General features: G+C 41.1%; 15 protein-coding genes and 1 pseudogene. 5 read left to right on the top strand and 11 right to left on the bottom strand.

What is annotated here, in order from left to right:
- Positions 1 to 99: 99 nt before the first annotated feature.
- Complete coding sequence (locus B3J29_RS00625; protein ID WP_034705379.1) at positions 100 to 342, bottom strand: hypothetical protein; 243 nt, start codon at positions 340 to 342, stop codon at positions 100 to 102.
- A gap of 624 nt (positions 343 to 966) precedes the next feature.
- Positions 967 to 1197, bottom strand: coding sequence for a hypothetical protein (locus B3J29_RS00630; RefSeq protein WP_034702487.1), 231 nt, complete (start codon positions 1195 to 1197; stop codon positions 967 to 969).
- 255 nt (positions 1198 to 1452) lie between these two features.
- On the opposite strand from B3J29_RS00630, the gene B3J29_RS00635 reads away from it, so the two are divergent.
- Positions 1453 to 1926: a CinA family protein gene (locus B3J29_RS00635; protein ID WP_034702490.1), complete on the top strand. Its 474-nt coding sequence runs from the start codon at positions 1453 to 1455 to the stop codon at positions 1924 to 1926.
- Between the two features lie 108 nt (positions 1927 to 2034).
- On the top strand, positions 2035 to 2649 hold the full coding sequence (locus tag B3J29_RS00640) for an aminotransferase (protein ID WP_286964176.1): 615 nt from the start codon (positions 2035 to 2037) through the stop codon (positions 2647 to 2649).
- A 75-nt stretch (positions 2650 to 2724) separates the two neighbouring features.
- On the opposite strand, the gene prpC is transcribed toward B3J29_RS00640, so the two are convergent.
- Together prpC and prpB are read right to left on the bottom strand one after the other, a co-directional pair.
- Positions 2725 to 3864: a bifunctional 2-methylcitrate synthase/citrate synthase gene (gene prpC / locus B3J29_RS00645; RefSeq protein ID WP_286964177.1), complete on the bottom strand. Its 1140-nt coding sequence runs from the start codon at positions 3862 to 3864 to the stop codon at positions 2725 to 2727.
- A gap of 4 nt (positions 3865 to 3868) precedes the next feature.
- Complete coding sequence (gene prpB, locus B3J29_RS00650) at positions 3869 to 4753, bottom strand: methylisocitrate lyase (protein WP_286964179.1); 885 nt, start codon at positions 4751 to 4753, stop codon at positions 3869 to 3871.
- 229 nt (positions 4754 to 4982) lie between these two features.
- Between prpB and B3J29_RS00655 the strand changes: the two genes are divergently transcribed.
- The 3 genes from B3J29_RS00655 (at position 4983) to B3J29_RS00665 (ending at position 7246) form a co-directional block, all read left to right on the top strand.
- On the top strand, positions 4983 to 5633 hold the full coding sequence (locus B3J29_RS00655) for a TetR/AcrR family transcriptional regulator (RefSeq protein ID WP_286964180.1): 651 nt from the start codon (positions 4983 to 4985) through the stop codon (positions 5631 to 5633).
- Between the two features lie 113 nt (positions 5634 to 5746).
- Positions 5747 to 6667 (top strand): ornithine carbamoyltransferase, encoded by a 921-nt coding sequence (gene argF / locus B3J29_RS00660; protein WP_286964181.1) that lies wholly within the window; start codon positions 5747 to 5749, stop codon positions 6665 to 6667.
- A gap of 105 nt (positions 6668 to 6772) precedes the next feature.
- The gene (locus B3J29_RS00665; protein WP_004786005.1) at positions 6773 to 7246 is read left to right on the top strand and encodes a hypothetical protein; all 474 of its coding nucleotides are present in this window, start codon (positions 6773 to 6775) and stop codon (positions 7244 to 7246) included.
- A gap of 80 nt (positions 7247 to 7326) precedes the next feature.
- Here the strand turns inward: B3J29_RS00665 and B3J29_RS00670 are convergent, their stop codons facing one another.
- The 7 genes and pseudogenes from B3J29_RS00670 to rpiA all read right to left on the bottom strand — a co-directional run bounded on the left by B3J29_RS00670 (position 7327) and on the right by rpiA (position 13997).
- Positions 7327 to 7680: a YnfA family protein gene (locus B3J29_RS00670; protein ID WP_005235392.1), complete on the bottom strand. Its 354-nt coding sequence runs from the start codon at positions 7678 to 7680 to the stop codon at positions 7327 to 7329.
- A gap of 107 nt (positions 7681 to 7787) precedes the next feature.
- A pseudogene (locus B3J29_RS00675) lies at positions 7788 to 9996 on the bottom strand (AAA family ATPase).
- Positions 9997 to 10005: 9 nt separating this feature from the next.
- Positions 10006 to 10419 carry an ATP-dependent Clp protease adapter ClpS gene (clpS, locus tag B3J29_RS00680; protein WP_034170359.1) on the bottom strand — a complete coding sequence of 138 codons (414 nt, stop codon included), beginning with the start codon at positions 10417 to 10419 and terminating at the stop codon, positions 10006 to 10008.
- An 18-nt stretch (positions 10420 to 10437) separates the two neighbouring features.
- Positions 10438 to 11184: a DUF6776 family protein gene (locus B3J29_RS00685; protein WP_004786014.1), complete on the bottom strand. Its 747-nt coding sequence runs from the start codon at positions 11182 to 11184 to the stop codon at positions 10438 to 10440.
- Positions 11185 to 11261: 77 nt separating this feature from the next.
- Positions 11262 to 12317, bottom strand: a complete 1056-nt coding sequence (gene argC, locus B3J29_RS00690) for an N-acetyl-gamma-glutamyl-phosphate reductase (protein ID WP_286964199.1) — start codon at positions 12315 to 12317, stop codon at positions 11262 to 11264.
- A gap of 198 nt (positions 12318 to 12515) precedes the next feature.
- Positions 12516 to 13196, bottom strand: coding sequence for a M48 family metallopeptidase (locus tag B3J29_RS00695; RefSeq protein ID WP_286964182.1), 681 nt, complete (start codon positions 13194 to 13196; stop codon positions 12516 to 12518).
- 129 nt (positions 13197 to 13325) lie between these two features.
- Complete coding sequence (rpiA, locus tag B3J29_RS00700) at positions 13326 to 13997, bottom strand: ribose-5-phosphate isomerase RpiA (protein ID WP_004786020.1); 672 nt, start codon at positions 13995 to 13997, stop codon at positions 13326 to 13328.
- Positions 13998 to 14033 lie beyond the last annotated feature (36 nt).

Raw genomic sequence — 14033 nt, forward strand, 5'->3', positions numbered from 1 at the left:
TGATTTATGAAAGAGATCTAATAAAAAACCGCCTTAAAAAAGGCGGTTTTTTGTAGAGATTACACAGCTTAGATATGAGCGCTGCAGCTTTGACTAATATTATTGATTACGCAAATTTTGCTGCTGGTTATCTTGTTGTGGCTGTTGCTGTTGTTGCTGATTGCGTTGCTGGTCCTGTTGGCCCTGCTGACGCTGTTGGTTTTGCTGTCCCTGCGGCTGTTGTTGCTGCTGGTTCGGCTGTTGCTGATTTTGATTCTGGTTTTGCTGACGTTGTTGGTCTTGCTGTTGCTGTTGTTGTTGGTTCTGTTGGTCTTGCTGATTTTGCTGTTGATTATTAGCCATGGTGTAACTCCTTACTATTTGCTTTAAATCGCCGATGATTAGGTTTCGACTTAATATTTACTCTACCTATTTTTAAAAATTCGCCAAGTTATTACCTGTTACATATTAATTCAATGTAAAAAAAGGTAAGTTAAGTAATTGAAGTCTGGATTTATAAGAAACATAAATTACTTTTAATAATAGAATGGACACATATTGAAAGCTTTCTATCTTCTATAAATTTTATTTTTCATTTAAAGTCATAACTTAATCAAAAAATTTTATATAAACTTAAATTTAAAATAAAATTTAGAAATACATTTTGATACTTATATAAAATATGATTATATTTATAAGGTATTGAATTTTATTAATTATTTAAAATTATAATTTCTTATACATGTTTAACCTAATTTTCTAAAAATTAGATCATTAAATATAAAAACGAAAAAAACCATTTTTAAATAGCAGACTATATTACATAGAATCACAAACAAGGCCTTTTCAGTTGCAAATTTACCTTGACTTTATATTTTTAAAATTATTATTAGATTTTTTATTAAATCTAATCAAATTCTATTTTAATGACCTTTATCTAATAAATAAGCCTCTTATTTTAAGAGGCTTATTTTCAATAAGTTATTTTTAGATTGCGACCACTTTTACAATAATGGTTTGGCTTTCTTCTTGCTCTTCGGCCAGATATAAACGCTTTAATTCTTTGCTTTTGACTTTAAACTTTAAATTCTGGTAATGAATGATGCTTGGGATCTGATCAAAATATTGACCATCTGCCTCAATTTCTTCCTGAAATAAAGGAGTACCCAGTTGATAATCTAGACTTTTTAATACGGAATACTTTACTGTGGTTTTCATTCTTACAACCTACTTTCCTTACGCACTTTATTTTTATTTTTACCACTGATCAGAGCAAGTTAAAACCATTAATTTCAAATATTGTCCAAGCATTAAGCAATCAGTTTAACAACTGCCAAACTTACGTTTGGAATACTAAAATTACAAAAAATATTTTACCTTTCATCATAATAAAGAAATAATCTCACAGTTGATACAAAAGCAAAATGGGACTACATTGGAATAAAGATTACCTTCTAAGACAAAATAGACATTATGATTAAAACATGTTGTGGCCTGCTGGAACAAAGAAACATCAAGATTGCTTTTATTGAAAGTGCAAGTTCTGGCTATTTAACCAGTCAGTTTTCAATTTGCAAAAATGAAGGTGCTGAAATCTTGTTGGGAGGTCTGGTATGCTACGATCCGTCCGTGAAGATCAATGTTTTGGGAATTTCTCCGAATCTAATTAGCACCCATTCAGCCGAATCTATGCCTGTAACGGTTGCTCTGGCTGAGGCAGGTAAAAAAATGTTTCAGGAGGCGGACTGGATTATTGCTTGTACAGGCTTGCTTAAACCAGGCGGTAGTGCAACACCTGATAAACCGGAAGGTACTTTCTTCGCCGCTGTTTATGATGGTCTTCAGACTCACCAGTTCCAGTATTATATTAAAGGCACACCACAGGAACGTCTCAATAAACTGGCAGCCGTCATCGCACATGACATGATTAATCTACTCAACACCTAAAGCCAAAACTGTTTATATAAATGCTGATCAAACTTCATTATTTCTACTGTATTTATAGTTAAATTATTTCTTATAAAAACACGTTGTTTCAATGAGGCCTGATCAGTGATGAAAATAAGATTTGCAGCCCTTTTGCTCGCACTTGGCATTCCTGTATCCGCTTTCGCCACTGTCGGTGGCCCACAGAATATTGAAGTTTTGGGGTATGAAGTCAAAGACCAGAAACTTTATCTGTTGCGGCATTATCTCGATGGTCGCGGACGCCTACCTCAACTGTATTATTATCATTTTAAATCCAAAACTCCGAATCAGCTAATTCAGGTGAACTCCCTGTATATCAATCCAAAAACCAAGCAGATTGACTACGATCAGGACAGCCGTAAGTTTGACCAGGAAATTGCCAAAATTAAAAAGCGTCTGATTCCGTTAGTACCTTTGCAAAAGCAAAACATTCAGCTCAAGCTATTAAAGACCAGCAAAGGTACTGCCCCTGCATGGCATGATCCTAAACAGAAAGTTCCAAAATGGACTTATCAATATCAGGTGCAATCTAGCCAGTATAAAAGTCCTGTTCAACAAGCAGTCAGTTATAAAGCAGATTTAAGATTAAGCCAAACTTATCAAGTACCGAAACAGAATAAAATACTGGTGACGGTAAAATACTTAGGCCTCCCATTCGAAACTGGTTATCACATTGAAGATCCAGCATTATTAAGTCGGTAAACCGACGTCAATCAACAATCAGCAAAAAATAAGGCCTCATGGAGACCTTATTTTCATATTTAGAATATCTCTGGCTTACGCAGCAGAAGTGCGCTCAGCAATTGGAACCACTTTACGCAACTCTGGACCAGTATAATCCGCGCTCGGACGGATAATACGGTTATCTGCACGTTGTTCCATCACATGCGCCGCCCAACCTGTGACGCGTGACATTACAAAGATTGGCGTAAACAGTTTGGTTGGAATACCCATAAAGTGATAAGCAGAAGCATGGAAAAAGTCCGCATTACAGAACAGTTTTTTCTCGCGCCACATGACTTCTTCACAACGCACTGATACTGGGTAGAGCACAGTATCACCTACATCTTTTGCCAGTTTTTCAGACCATTGCTTGATAATGCCATTACGCGGATCATTGTCTTTATAAATCGCATGACCAAAGCCCATGATTTTTTCTTTACGCTCCAGCATGCCCAGCATTTCGCGCTCAGCTTCTTCTGGAGATTTCCAGTTTTCAATCATATCCATTGCCGCTTCATTGGCACCACCGTGTAATGGGCCACGTAGTGAACCAATTGCACCGGTAATACATGAATGCAAGTCAGACAAAGTTGATGCACAAACACGCGCTGTGAAGGTTGAAGCATTAAATTCATGCTCTGCGTACAGGATCAGGGATACATTCATCACTTGCTCATGTAGCTGATTCGGTTTCTTGCCATGTAGCAAATGAAGGAACTGAGCACCTATTGAATCATCATCGGTATTTTCATCAATGCGTACGCCGTCATGGCTATAGCGATACCAGTAGCAGATAATTGCTGGCAACGTCACCAGAATACGGTCTGCGACATCCTGTTGCTGATCAAAAGACTGTTCAGTCTCAAGGTTGCCCAGCATCGATACGCCAGTACGCATCACATCCATTGGATGTGAATCAGCAGGAATACGCTCAAGTATTTCTTTCAGCGCTTGTGGTAGTACACGCAAAGATTTCAGTTTTGCTTTATAGGCAGCCAACTGTTCTGAAGTTGGTAATTCACCAAAGAAAATCAGGTAAGCGACTTCTTCAAACTGACAGTTTTCTGCCAGATCCTGTACGTCATAGCCGCGATAGGTCAGGCCTGCACCACTTTTGCCTACTGTTGAAAGTGCAGTTTTTCCTGCAACTTGTCCGCGCAATCCTGCGCCAGTGAGTACTTTTCCTTCAGCCATTGTTTTAATTCTCCTGCTTGAACAGTTTATCTAATGTGTTTTCAAAGCTGTGATAATCTAAAAATTCGTATAATTCTTTACGCGGTTGCATTTTATCCAGCACATGCACCTGTGTACCATTTTCACGCACTGAGCGCATCACTTCCAGTGCCGCCTTTTGCATCGCACGGGTAGCTGATAGCGGGTAAAGTACCATGCGAATACCCTGCTCAGCCAGTTCTTCAGTGGTGTAATATGGTGTGTCACCAAATTCCGTAATATTGGCCAAAACCGGTACACCAACTGCATCGCATACAGTACGATACATGGTAATGTCTGTCATCGCTTCAGCAAAAATGGCATCTGCACCTGCTTCGACACAGGCACAAGCGCGGTCAATCACTGCCTGCAAACCTTCTTTCTGAAGTGCATCGGTACGTGCCATCACTACAAAGTTTGAATCGGTTTTGGCATCGACTGCCGCCTTAATCCGGTCAACCATTTCCTGTTGGGTCACAATTTCCTTATTCAGACGATGACCACAACGTTTTTGTGCAACCTGATCTTCGATATGCACAGCAGCAGCGCCAGCAGCAATCATCTGCTTGATGCTACGTGCGATATTAAATGCACCGCCCCAGCCTGTATCTATATCAACCAGTAAGGGTGTATCTACACGTTCAGTAATGCGACGCACATCTTCCAGAACATTATCCAGACTCGTCATGCCTAGATCAGGTAGACCATAAGAATAGTTTGCAACACCGGCACCAGAGAGATAAATGGCTTTATAGCCGACCTGTTTGGCCATCATGGCAGCATAGGCATTCACTGTGCCCATAATTTGTAATGGTTTTTCGACTTCAAGCGCTTGTCTAAACTTTAAACCTGCAGACATTTGTTCTGTCATCTTCCTTTCCACAGTCTTGGCTATAATTATTGAGATCTGAGTATACCGATTTGAAACCATGATGCTATAAACCAATAGAATAAAAACTCTAAAACTTTAGTCAAACTTTTAAGTTTTACTTGATTCACTGAATAAATTCCGCCTTCATTCGGTGTGATTGTGAAATCTGCGGATATATTTGTTATGATGAACTACCAAGTTTATATAACCTGTTGATATACCATCCTCTATGCAAAACCTTGTTCATCTGGAACCACTCGCCAAAGATCTGCCTCAAACCAAACGTGGTCATGAGCGCTGCGTTGCGCTGTTGGTCTCTGCGACCGAACTGTTTCTGGAACATGGTTATGAGGCAGTTTCTCTAGATGATATTGTCCAGCATGCAGGCGGTTCCAAAGCTTCCATTTACAAGTACTTTGGCAATAAAGAAGGCCTGTTTGAAGCTATTTGTGATTATCGACGTACCAAGTTTTTTGAAGATATCAGCATTCCGATTGAACTGATGGCGCTAGATTTTCGTAGTTATTTGGTACAGACATTATTGACCTTCTACCGTCAAATCATGCAGCCGGAAAATGCAGCCTTTATGCGTCTGGTACTGGAACAAAGTCAGCGTAATCCTCAACTGGCCCGCAATATTCATGAACGCGGCCCGGTTCAGGTACAAAGTTCCATTGCTACCGCACTGGAACAGGCCCATGAACAAGGTTTGCTATATTGTGAAAATCCGCAATATTCTGCCCAGTTATATTTTGGTATTTTGCGTAATCTGGAATGGCGGATTCTAATGGGGATTACCATAGAGGAAGATGATCAAGAAATTGACAAATACATCAGTTATTGCGTGGATCGATTTTTAGACGGTCATCAAAAAGTCTAGTTTTTTTGCAATTTCCTGTTCATATAGTATATTAGCCGATTCCGTATTTTTTTCTTAAACTAACCAACAACTGATTGTTGATCGAGTTTTCGGCAATTATTGTGGAGTAACGAATGGCTCTCCGTCACTTTCTCACCTTACGCGATTTATCAACTTTAGAACTGAACCAGATTTTACAGCGCGCAATCGAGCTTAAGCGCAAACAGCACAATAATGAAGTGTTCCAACCCTTTGTTGGTAAAGTCATGGGAATGATTTTTGAAAAATCGAGTACCCGTACGCGTGTTTCGTTTGAAGCAGGCATGAGCCAGTTCGGTGGTAGTGCCATCTTCCTGTCTTCACGTGATACCCAGCTGGGTCGCGGTGAGCCAATTGAAGATTCTGCACGTGTGATTTCCAGCATGCTGGATATTGTGATGATCCGTACTTTCGGTCATGATATCGTAGAACGCTTTGCTTCTTATTCAAAAGTTCCAGTGATCAACGCTTTGACTGATGATCATCACCCTTGCCAGTTACTTGCTGACATGCAGACTTATCTGGAACATCGTGGTTCGATCGAAGGTAAAACTGTTGCCTGGATTGGCGATGGCAATAACATGTGTAACTCTTATATTGAAGCAGCGCACATGTGGGGCTTCAAGCTAAAAGTTGCAGCACCGAAAGGCTATGAACCTCAAGAACAGTTCCTGTCTGAATTCGCACATTGTGTAGAACTAGTCGATACTGCTGAAGATGCAGCAGTCAATGCCGACCTGATCGTAACTGACGTTTGGGCAAGTATGGGTCAGGAAGAAGAACAGAAAATCCGTGAGAAAGCTTTTGCGGACTATCAGGTGAATGAATGCCTAATGGATCTTGCACATCCAGACTGCCTGTTCATGCATTGCCTGCCTGCGCATCGTGGTGAAGAAATTTCTGAAAACATGCTGGATCACAAAAATGCTGTGGTTTGGGATGAAGCAGAAAACCGTCTTCATGCACAAAAAGCACTGGTTGAATTTCTGTTGAATGAAAACCTGAAAAAAGACTGATTTTCTCAAAAAAAATCTTCACAAATTAAGCACCAATCTCTGGTGCTTTTTTTGTTTCAGCTCTTATAATCAGAATTGAAACGACATAAAAAGTGATGCGATACAATGCAAAAAAAATATTGGGTTTTGGCACTCCTGGCAGGTTTTAGTAGTGCTGCTTTACCGGTGTATGCTTCTGAATTCGACCAGTATCTCCAAGGAAAAGGCATTCTAGACAGCAAGTTTAAAATTGAGAAAAAAGCTGAGCTGAACGAGCTGCTTACTGTCCTGAGTGCAGAAGATTCCAAGACTTTGCCGCTACAGATCGATCAGAATACAATCATAGAACAGTTACAACTTACTGCCAATAAAACCACACTTAAAGGCATGATCACTACACCCGACTTTAGTCAGTTTGAGAAAGACCTAGGTCGTAAAGAAGTCCTTAAGGTGATTCGTAATAATCTTCTAAATAACTGTCAGATCTTTTTTGAACATCGCTATCAAATCGTCAATCCTTATAAAATCGAACTTAGCCTTAGCTCCCAAACGCATACTTATAATGTAGATCTCTCCCAGAAAGACTGTAATGTAAAATAATCTTGTCCAGAATCAATAAAGGCAGCTATAGCTGCCTTTTATATTTAGATTAGTTCTAATTGCTAAACACACCTAGACGATTAACGAATCAAACCTTGTGGCTGTAAAATAATAATCAGCGCACCTAGAATGACCACCACTCCACCCAGCAGATCCCAACGTGAAAGGCTGACCTGATCCACGAATCTCAGCCACATCAACGCTGAGAAAATATAAATTCCCCCATAAGCGGCATAAATACGCCCAGAAGCGGCTGGATGCAAAGTCAAAAGCCAGACGAACGCAGCTAAGGCTAATGCCGCCGGAACCCACAACCACTGACTCTTAGCCTGATTTAAAATCAGGTAAGGAAAATAACAGCCCAAAATTTCCATCAATGCCGTTAATAAAAACAGAAAAAACGTAGTTAAAAGCTTGCTAATCTGGATATCCATATATTTCTCTAAATCAGAAACTTTTTAAACCAAGAGTACATAAATTAAGGGTAAATAAAACAACAAAACCCGTGAGAACACGGGTCTGATGATGATCTATTCAATGATTAAGCTGGTTCAGCAGTCTGGTCTTCGAAGACTTCAAGTTTCAGACCGACAGACTTACCATTTTCTTTCTTCACAGAAACTGAAACGTTACCACCATTTTCAGCCAATTCACCAAACAGGATCATTTCAGCCAGTGGTTTTTTCAGATGTTCCTGAATCAGACGCTGCATTGGTCGAGCACCCATCAAACGGTCATAGCCATTTTCAGCCATCCATTCGCGTGCGCTTTGATCCACCTCCAGCACCACTTTCTTCTCATCCAGTTGTGCCTGAAGTTCAGTCAGGAATTTATCCACGACATTTTCAATAATGGTATTCGGCAATGCCTTGAACTGAATTACACCGTCCAGACGGTTACGGAATTCTGGCGAGAAGGCTTTCTTCATCGCTTCCTGGTTGTCATTACTGTTGTCCTGTTCCATGAAACCAATGCTGACACGAGAAATACTTTCCGCACCAATATTAGTCGTTAGAACCAGCACCACATTACGGAAATCGGACTTACGACCATTATTATCCGTTAATGAACCATGATCCATGATTTGTAATAACAGGTTAAATACATCTGGATGGGCTTTTTCAATCTCATCCAGCAGCAATACACAGTGCGGATTTTTGTGAATTGCATCGGTCAACAAACCACCTTGGTCAAAACCAACATAGCCAGGAGGCGCACCGATCAGACGAGAGACTGCGTGACGTTCCATATATTCAGACATATCGAAACGAACCAGCTCTACACCCAGAATTTTCGCCAATTGCTTGGTGACTTCAGTTTTACCCACACCGGTAGGACCAGCGAAGACAAAACTACCCACTGGCTTATCTGGAGATTTCAAACCTGCACGAGACAGTTTGATCGCAGAAGCCAAAGCTTCAATTGCTTCATCCTGACCGAAGACCACACGTTTCAGATCACGCTCAAGGTTCTCCAGTACAGACTTGTCATCTTTAGAGACGGTTTTCGGTGGAATACGGGCAATCTTGGACACAATATCTTCGATGTTTTCAACCGTAATCAGGCTGTCATCTTGCTCAGCTTTCAAACGNNGCTGACAGCTCAACCGCAGAAACCAGTGCCTGATCGTCATACTGTACATGATGGAAATCTTCAAATTTAGATTTCAGGCCACGCAAGATATCAATCGTTTCTGTAATCGAAGGTTCATTCACATCTATTTTTTGGAACCGACGTGACAAGGCATGATCTTTTTCAAAGACCTGACGGTATTCCTGGAATGTGGTTGAACCGATGCAACGTAAAGATCCGTTCGCCAATGCTGGTTTGATCAGGTTCGATGCATCCATAGTGCTGCCCATGCTTGAACCTGCACCGATGATCATATGAATTTCATCAATGAACAGCACTGCATCCGGTTTTTTCTTCAAGGCATTTAATAGTTGTTTTAAACGCTTTTCGAAATCACCACGGTATTTAGTTCCCGCCACCAGCGCACCGATATCTAGGCTATAGATTTCAGCATTTTCTAGCGGTTTTGGTGCCTTACCATTTACGATCAACCAAGCCAGACCTTCAGCAATCGACGTTTTACCCACGCCTGGATCACCGACCAGCAATGGGTTATTTTTTCGGCGACGGCATAAAATTTGCGCTGCCCGCTCAATTTCTTTTTCACGGCCAATCAATGGATCTGTCTTGCCGCGTTGAGCTTCCAGATTCAGGTTTGTCGTATATAACTCTAGCGGACCAGAATTATTGGAAGAAGCCGATTCACCGTCCAGTTCTTCAATTTCTTCTTCAGACTGTACTTCGTCTTTACGCGTACCATGAGATAGGTACTGAGTTAAAGTCAGACGGTTAATCTGATGACGTTTAAGCAGATAAACTGCAAAAGAATCACGCTCAGAATACATCGCAACCAGAATATCTGCACCTTCTACAGTACGATCACCGCCACTGGATTGAACATGGAAAATTGCACGTTGCAAAATCCGGTCAAAACTTTCTGTAGGATGAGGTGCCTGATCACTATTTTCACCGAGTTTAGGGGTATGTTGTTCTACGTACTCTTCTAATTCTTTACGCAAAACGATAATATCTGCACCACATGCTTTTAAGGCATTCACGGCAGAATCATTGTCGAGTAAAGCTAATAATAAATGTTCTACGGTCAGGAACTCATGTCTCTTTTGACGAGCCATGCTGACAGCCAAACGTAGTGATACTTCTAATTGACGACTGAGCATGCAACCCCCTTAATCTTTCGGCTCAATCTGGCAAAGTAAAGGATGACCTTGAGATCGAGCGTAATTATTGACTTGGTTCGCTTTGGTTTCCGCAATGTCTCGAGGATAGACCCCAGCTACACCTTTTCCTTCATAATGTACAGTTAGCATTACTTGTGTAGCTTGGTCAAGATTCATTGCAAAGTATTGTTGTAAAATTTCAATTACAAACTCCATGGGAGTGTAGTCGTCATTCAATAACACCACTGCATACATCGGTGGACGCTTCAGTTCAGGAGGTGCTGTCTGGACTGCAAGGTCAGCGTCATCATCGTGAAAAGGCTCGTCTGTTAAACGCGGGCTAATATGCCAATCAACCATGCCGGACTCGTAAAAAGAATTTTTAATCTCACTTAAACATTTTGGACGTTTATTGCTTGGCATACGATTTCTATTTCACACTTAATTTGCATTTGCTTCAGTTTTTGGAATCTCTGACAGGACTGTTGACTGGCTTTCAACAGCTTTCCCTTGATCCCAGCTAAAACGGCGAATTACAGGCTTAGCACCTGAGAGACGCACTTCAATAAATTCTGGTTTAAAGCCTTTAGGCATGGTCCAGCGACCAGTCAAACGTTCGTAATTGTCGAAATTAAAGTTTTTATCTTCAAGCGGCACGACCAGAATTTCAGTGCCCTTAATCAAGCGCAGTTCCACTGTACCAGAGGCGCGATTTTTGCCCGGGCTGACCTGAACCAGATCAATCTGATATTCAAAAGCATTATCAGGTAAAGCTTTAATCCCCAGATGTTGAACTGTTAGTGCTAAACCACCGCGTTGACGCAAAATCTCGCGGTAGATCGTACCAACGCTTTCAGCCTGCTCTTGGGCATCACGCGCCTTATTTGCAGCCAGATAAAGATCATTAGCATTGCTAACGGCCAGATCACGTTCCTGAACCGCTGTATTCAGAGATTTATTCAGTGTTTCCAAACTGGTTTTCTGTTTTTGTACTACTTCAACCAGTTGTTCCGCATCCGCCTCAAAACCCACCGCAGTCAAACCTTGCCGATGCCCAACCGTATAGCCCAGCAAGCCACTACCCAGAATCAACACAGCAGCACCGATTACCAAAGGTGTATTGCCTTTCATCAATGGTTTCTTTGTAGAGGGTTCCTGGATCGTCATGTTTGACTCATTATTCGGCATTTTGATCTCTGTATACTTTGTTCAAGACACACATTTAAATCCAAATCTAAATGTGTGTGAAGTTCTAATACGTTTTTTTATGGTAATAAACCAATATTATTCAAGCCTGCATTTTCTGCAAAGCCAAACATCAGGTTCATGTTTTGTACTGCCTGACCAGCTGCACCTTTGACCAGATTGTCCTGGGCCACCAGAATCACCAGTTTGGTTGGTTGTGGCTTATACAGTGCGATACGCAACTGGTTAGCACCACGCACCGAACGGGTTTCTGGCGAACTGCCTGCTGGCATCACATCAACAAACTGTTCATTGGCATAGAATTGCTCGTACAGTGACTGCAAGTCAGCTTCCTGGCCTGCTTCAGTCAAGTCGATATAAATCGTTGATAACATGCCACGAATCATCGGCACCAGATGCGGCACAAACAAGATATGGTCAAATACGCCTTTTTGACCTGAAATGTTTTCCAATGCTTCTACGATTTCAGGATGGTGACGATGGCCTGCAACGCCATAAGCCTTAAAGTTATCAGCATTTTCAGAATAGATCATGCCCAGGCTTGCTTTACGACCTGCACCTGATACGCCTGATTTCGCATCGATAATAATGCTTTCTGGTTTTACCAAGGCTTCGTTTGATTTCAATACGGGTGCTAGACCAAGCTGAACCGTCGTTGGATAACAGCCCGGATTACCAATCACACTCGCCTGTTTGATCTGTTCACGATTAAGTTCAGACAGACCATAAACAGAATCTTTTAATACTTCTGGGCAAGCATGTTCCATGCTATACCATTTTTCGAATTGTTCTAGATTTTGCAAACGGAAATCTGCTGCAAGGTCAATTACCTTGGTATTAGCTGCAATAAGTTCTTCAGCATGTTTCATGGCAACGCCATGTGGTGTCGCGAAAAATACCACATCACATGATTTTAAAAGATCAAGGCTAAGGTCAGAAAATTGAAGATCCGTATGTCCACGCAGACTCGGGAACATATCGTCAACACGACGGCCTGCTTCAGTACGTGATGTCAGTGCTTTAACTTCTACATTCGGATGTCGCAGTAATAGACGTAAAAGTTCAACGCCTGTATAACCTGTACCACCCACAATACCCACTGAAATCACGATGATTACCTCAAACTAGATGTTTCCTTTATGGGCTGTAGTATGACAGGAACTTGAGGTTTTCTAAACTGTTTCACTAGGGATTGATGGTTTTTTATTTACGCTTCTATTTTGAGTGTTTTTAAAAACTTTAAGAGAATTATATCTTTTGCCTAGGCTATTTAGAAGTAAGTAAATACTATCTTCGTTCCTATAAAGATATTCTTAAGCTGCCCACCAATATGGCATGACAGTATTTTTCAGAATTTTGCGGTGAGTTAAATAGTTTGGATCATGCTTTGCCACTTCCGCCCAGAAACGAGCACTATGGTCAAAATGCCGGGTATGGGCCAATTCATGCACACATAAATAACGCACGATATTTTCAGGAAACAGAATGATGCCACTATTTAGCATGATGTCATGTTTGGCAGAACAACTGCCCCATCGTGTTTTCGGTTGGCGAACATTACAAATGTTAAATGATAATCCTGTTTCTTGGCTTACTTTATCCAGATAAACAGGCAACTGTTCTTTAGCATAAGAAATGGCAAAGGCTTTTAAATAGGTTTCAGGATGACGGTCACTGATCGATAGCTGTAATAATTTAGCATCAAAAACAAAATTCTGCTTTTGACTTTGATACACGATCTGGATTGGCTGAGCCTGATCGAAAAGCTGCAATTCTGCTGGTAAAGATCTATCAATACTTTGATTTTTTTCCTGCTGCAATTTCCATGTTTTCAGTAGCCAGCTTTCAGCTTGATCAATAAAATTCTGAATCTGTTTTTTGCTACAAAACACAGGTGCGGTTAAACGGATTTGATCACCTTCTACACGCAGTCTGAGACGTGTTGAGCGAACATTTCGAGTAATTTGAATTTCAGGTAGGTCGTTTAGGGTCATTTTTTATATTTAATCGTTATTTAAATCTTCCTCCTTGCGCAGCAGTGCTGCTCACCTTTTCAAAGGAGGGAGAAAGCCCCTCTTTTTTAAAGAGAGGTTTGGGGAGATTAGCTCTTCAATGAGTTAAAATTAAACAGCAGTACGCTCTTCAATACCATTATTGGTCGCAACAATCGCAATATCCGCTTTATTGATCGCGAAAATACCGTTACATACGACGCCTGGAATGTCATTAATCGTTTTTTCCAGCTCAAGCGCATTCAGAATATTCAGGTTATGCACATCCAAAATAACATTTCCATTATCAGTCACTACACCTTCACGGTAAGCAGGATCACCACCTAATGCCACCAACTTACGTGCGACTGCTGAACGTGCCATTGGAATCACTTCAACAGGTAGTGGGAAATCACGACCCAACTGCTCTACCCATTTCGAATCATCGACGATACATACGAATTTTTTCGCAATCGACGCCACGATTTTTTCACGTGTAAGCGCAGCACCACCACCTTTGATCATGTGCATATGACGGTCAATTTCATCCGCACCATCGACATAGGCATCCAGACCACCTACGCTATTCATATCGACAACTTCAATGCCTAATTTTTTCAGACGCTGTGCAGTCGCTTCAGAACTTGCAACAGCAGCTTCCAATTGCAGTTCAGGCAAAAGTTCGATTAAGAAGTTAACAGTACTCCCAGTACCGACGCCTAAAATGCCCCCTTTTGGTAAGTGCTTTAACGCAGCTTTTGCTGCAGCTTGCTTTTTCTCATCTTGGGTTGCATATAGACTCATGACATCACTCAACTATTTTGGACTTTCGCAGTATTT

It is taken from the genome of Acinetobacter sp. UBA5984, assembly GCF_002429925.1.
Taxonomy (GTDB): domain Bacteria; phylum Pseudomonadota; class Gammaproteobacteria; order Pseudomonadales; family Moraxellaceae; genus Acinetobacter; species Acinetobacter variabilis.

Bases quoted from the DNA above. Each gene is read 5' to 3' on its own strand.
- B3J29_RS00635 (WP_034702490.1), top strand. From the start codon at position 1,453: ATGATTAAAACATGTTGTGGCCTGCTGGAACAAAGAAACATCAAGATT.
- B3J29_RS00655 (WP_286964180.1), top strand. From the start codon at position 4,983: ATGCAAAACCTTGTTCATCTGGAACCACTCGCCAAAGATCTGCCTCAA.
- B3J29_RS00640 (WP_286964176.1), top strand. From the start codon at position 2,035: ATGAAAATAAGATTTGCAGCCCTTTTGCTCGCACTTGGCATTCCTGTA.
- B3J29_RS00685 (WP_004786014.1), bottom strand. From the start codon at position 11,184: ATGCCGAATAATGAGTCAAACATGACGATCCAGGAACCCTCTACAAAG.
- prpB (WP_286964179.1), bottom strand. From the start codon at position 4,753: ATGACAGAACAAATGTCTGCAGGTTTAAAGTTTAGACAAGCGCTTGAA.
- prpC (WP_286964177.1), bottom strand. From the start codon at position 3,864: ATGGCTGAAGGAAAAGTACTCACTGGCGCAGGATTGCGCGGACAAGTT.
- clpS (WP_034170359.1), bottom strand. From the start codon at position 10,419: ATGCCAAGCAATAAACGTCCAAAATGTTTAAGTGAGATTAAAAATTCT.
- rpiA (WP_004786020.1), bottom strand. From the start codon at position 13,997: ATGAGTCTATATGCAACCCAAGATGAGAAAAAGCAAGCTGCAGCAAAA.
- B3J29_RS00695 (WP_286964182.1), bottom strand. From the start codon at position 13,196: ATGACCCTAAACGACCTACCTGAAATTCAAATTACTCGAAATGTTCGC.
- B3J29_RS00625 (WP_034705379.1), bottom strand. From the start codon at position 342: ATGGCTAATAATCAACAGCAAAATCAGCAAGACCAACAGAACCAACAA.
- B3J29_RS00670 (WP_005235392.1), bottom strand. From the start codon at position 7,680: ATGGATATCCAGATTAGCAAGCTTTTAACTACGTTTTTTCTGTTTTTA.
- B3J29_RS00665 (WP_004786005.1), top strand. From the start codon at position 6,773: ATGCAAAAAAAATATTGGGTTTTGGCACTCCTGGCAGGTTTTAGTAGT.
- argF (WP_286964181.1), top strand. From the start codon at position 5,747: ATGGCTCTCCGTCACTTTCTCACCTTACGCGATTTATCAACTTTAGAA.
- B3J29_RS00630 (WP_034702487.1), bottom strand. From the start codon at position 1,197: ATGAAAACCACAGTAAAGTATTCCGTATTAAAAAGTCTAGATTATCAA.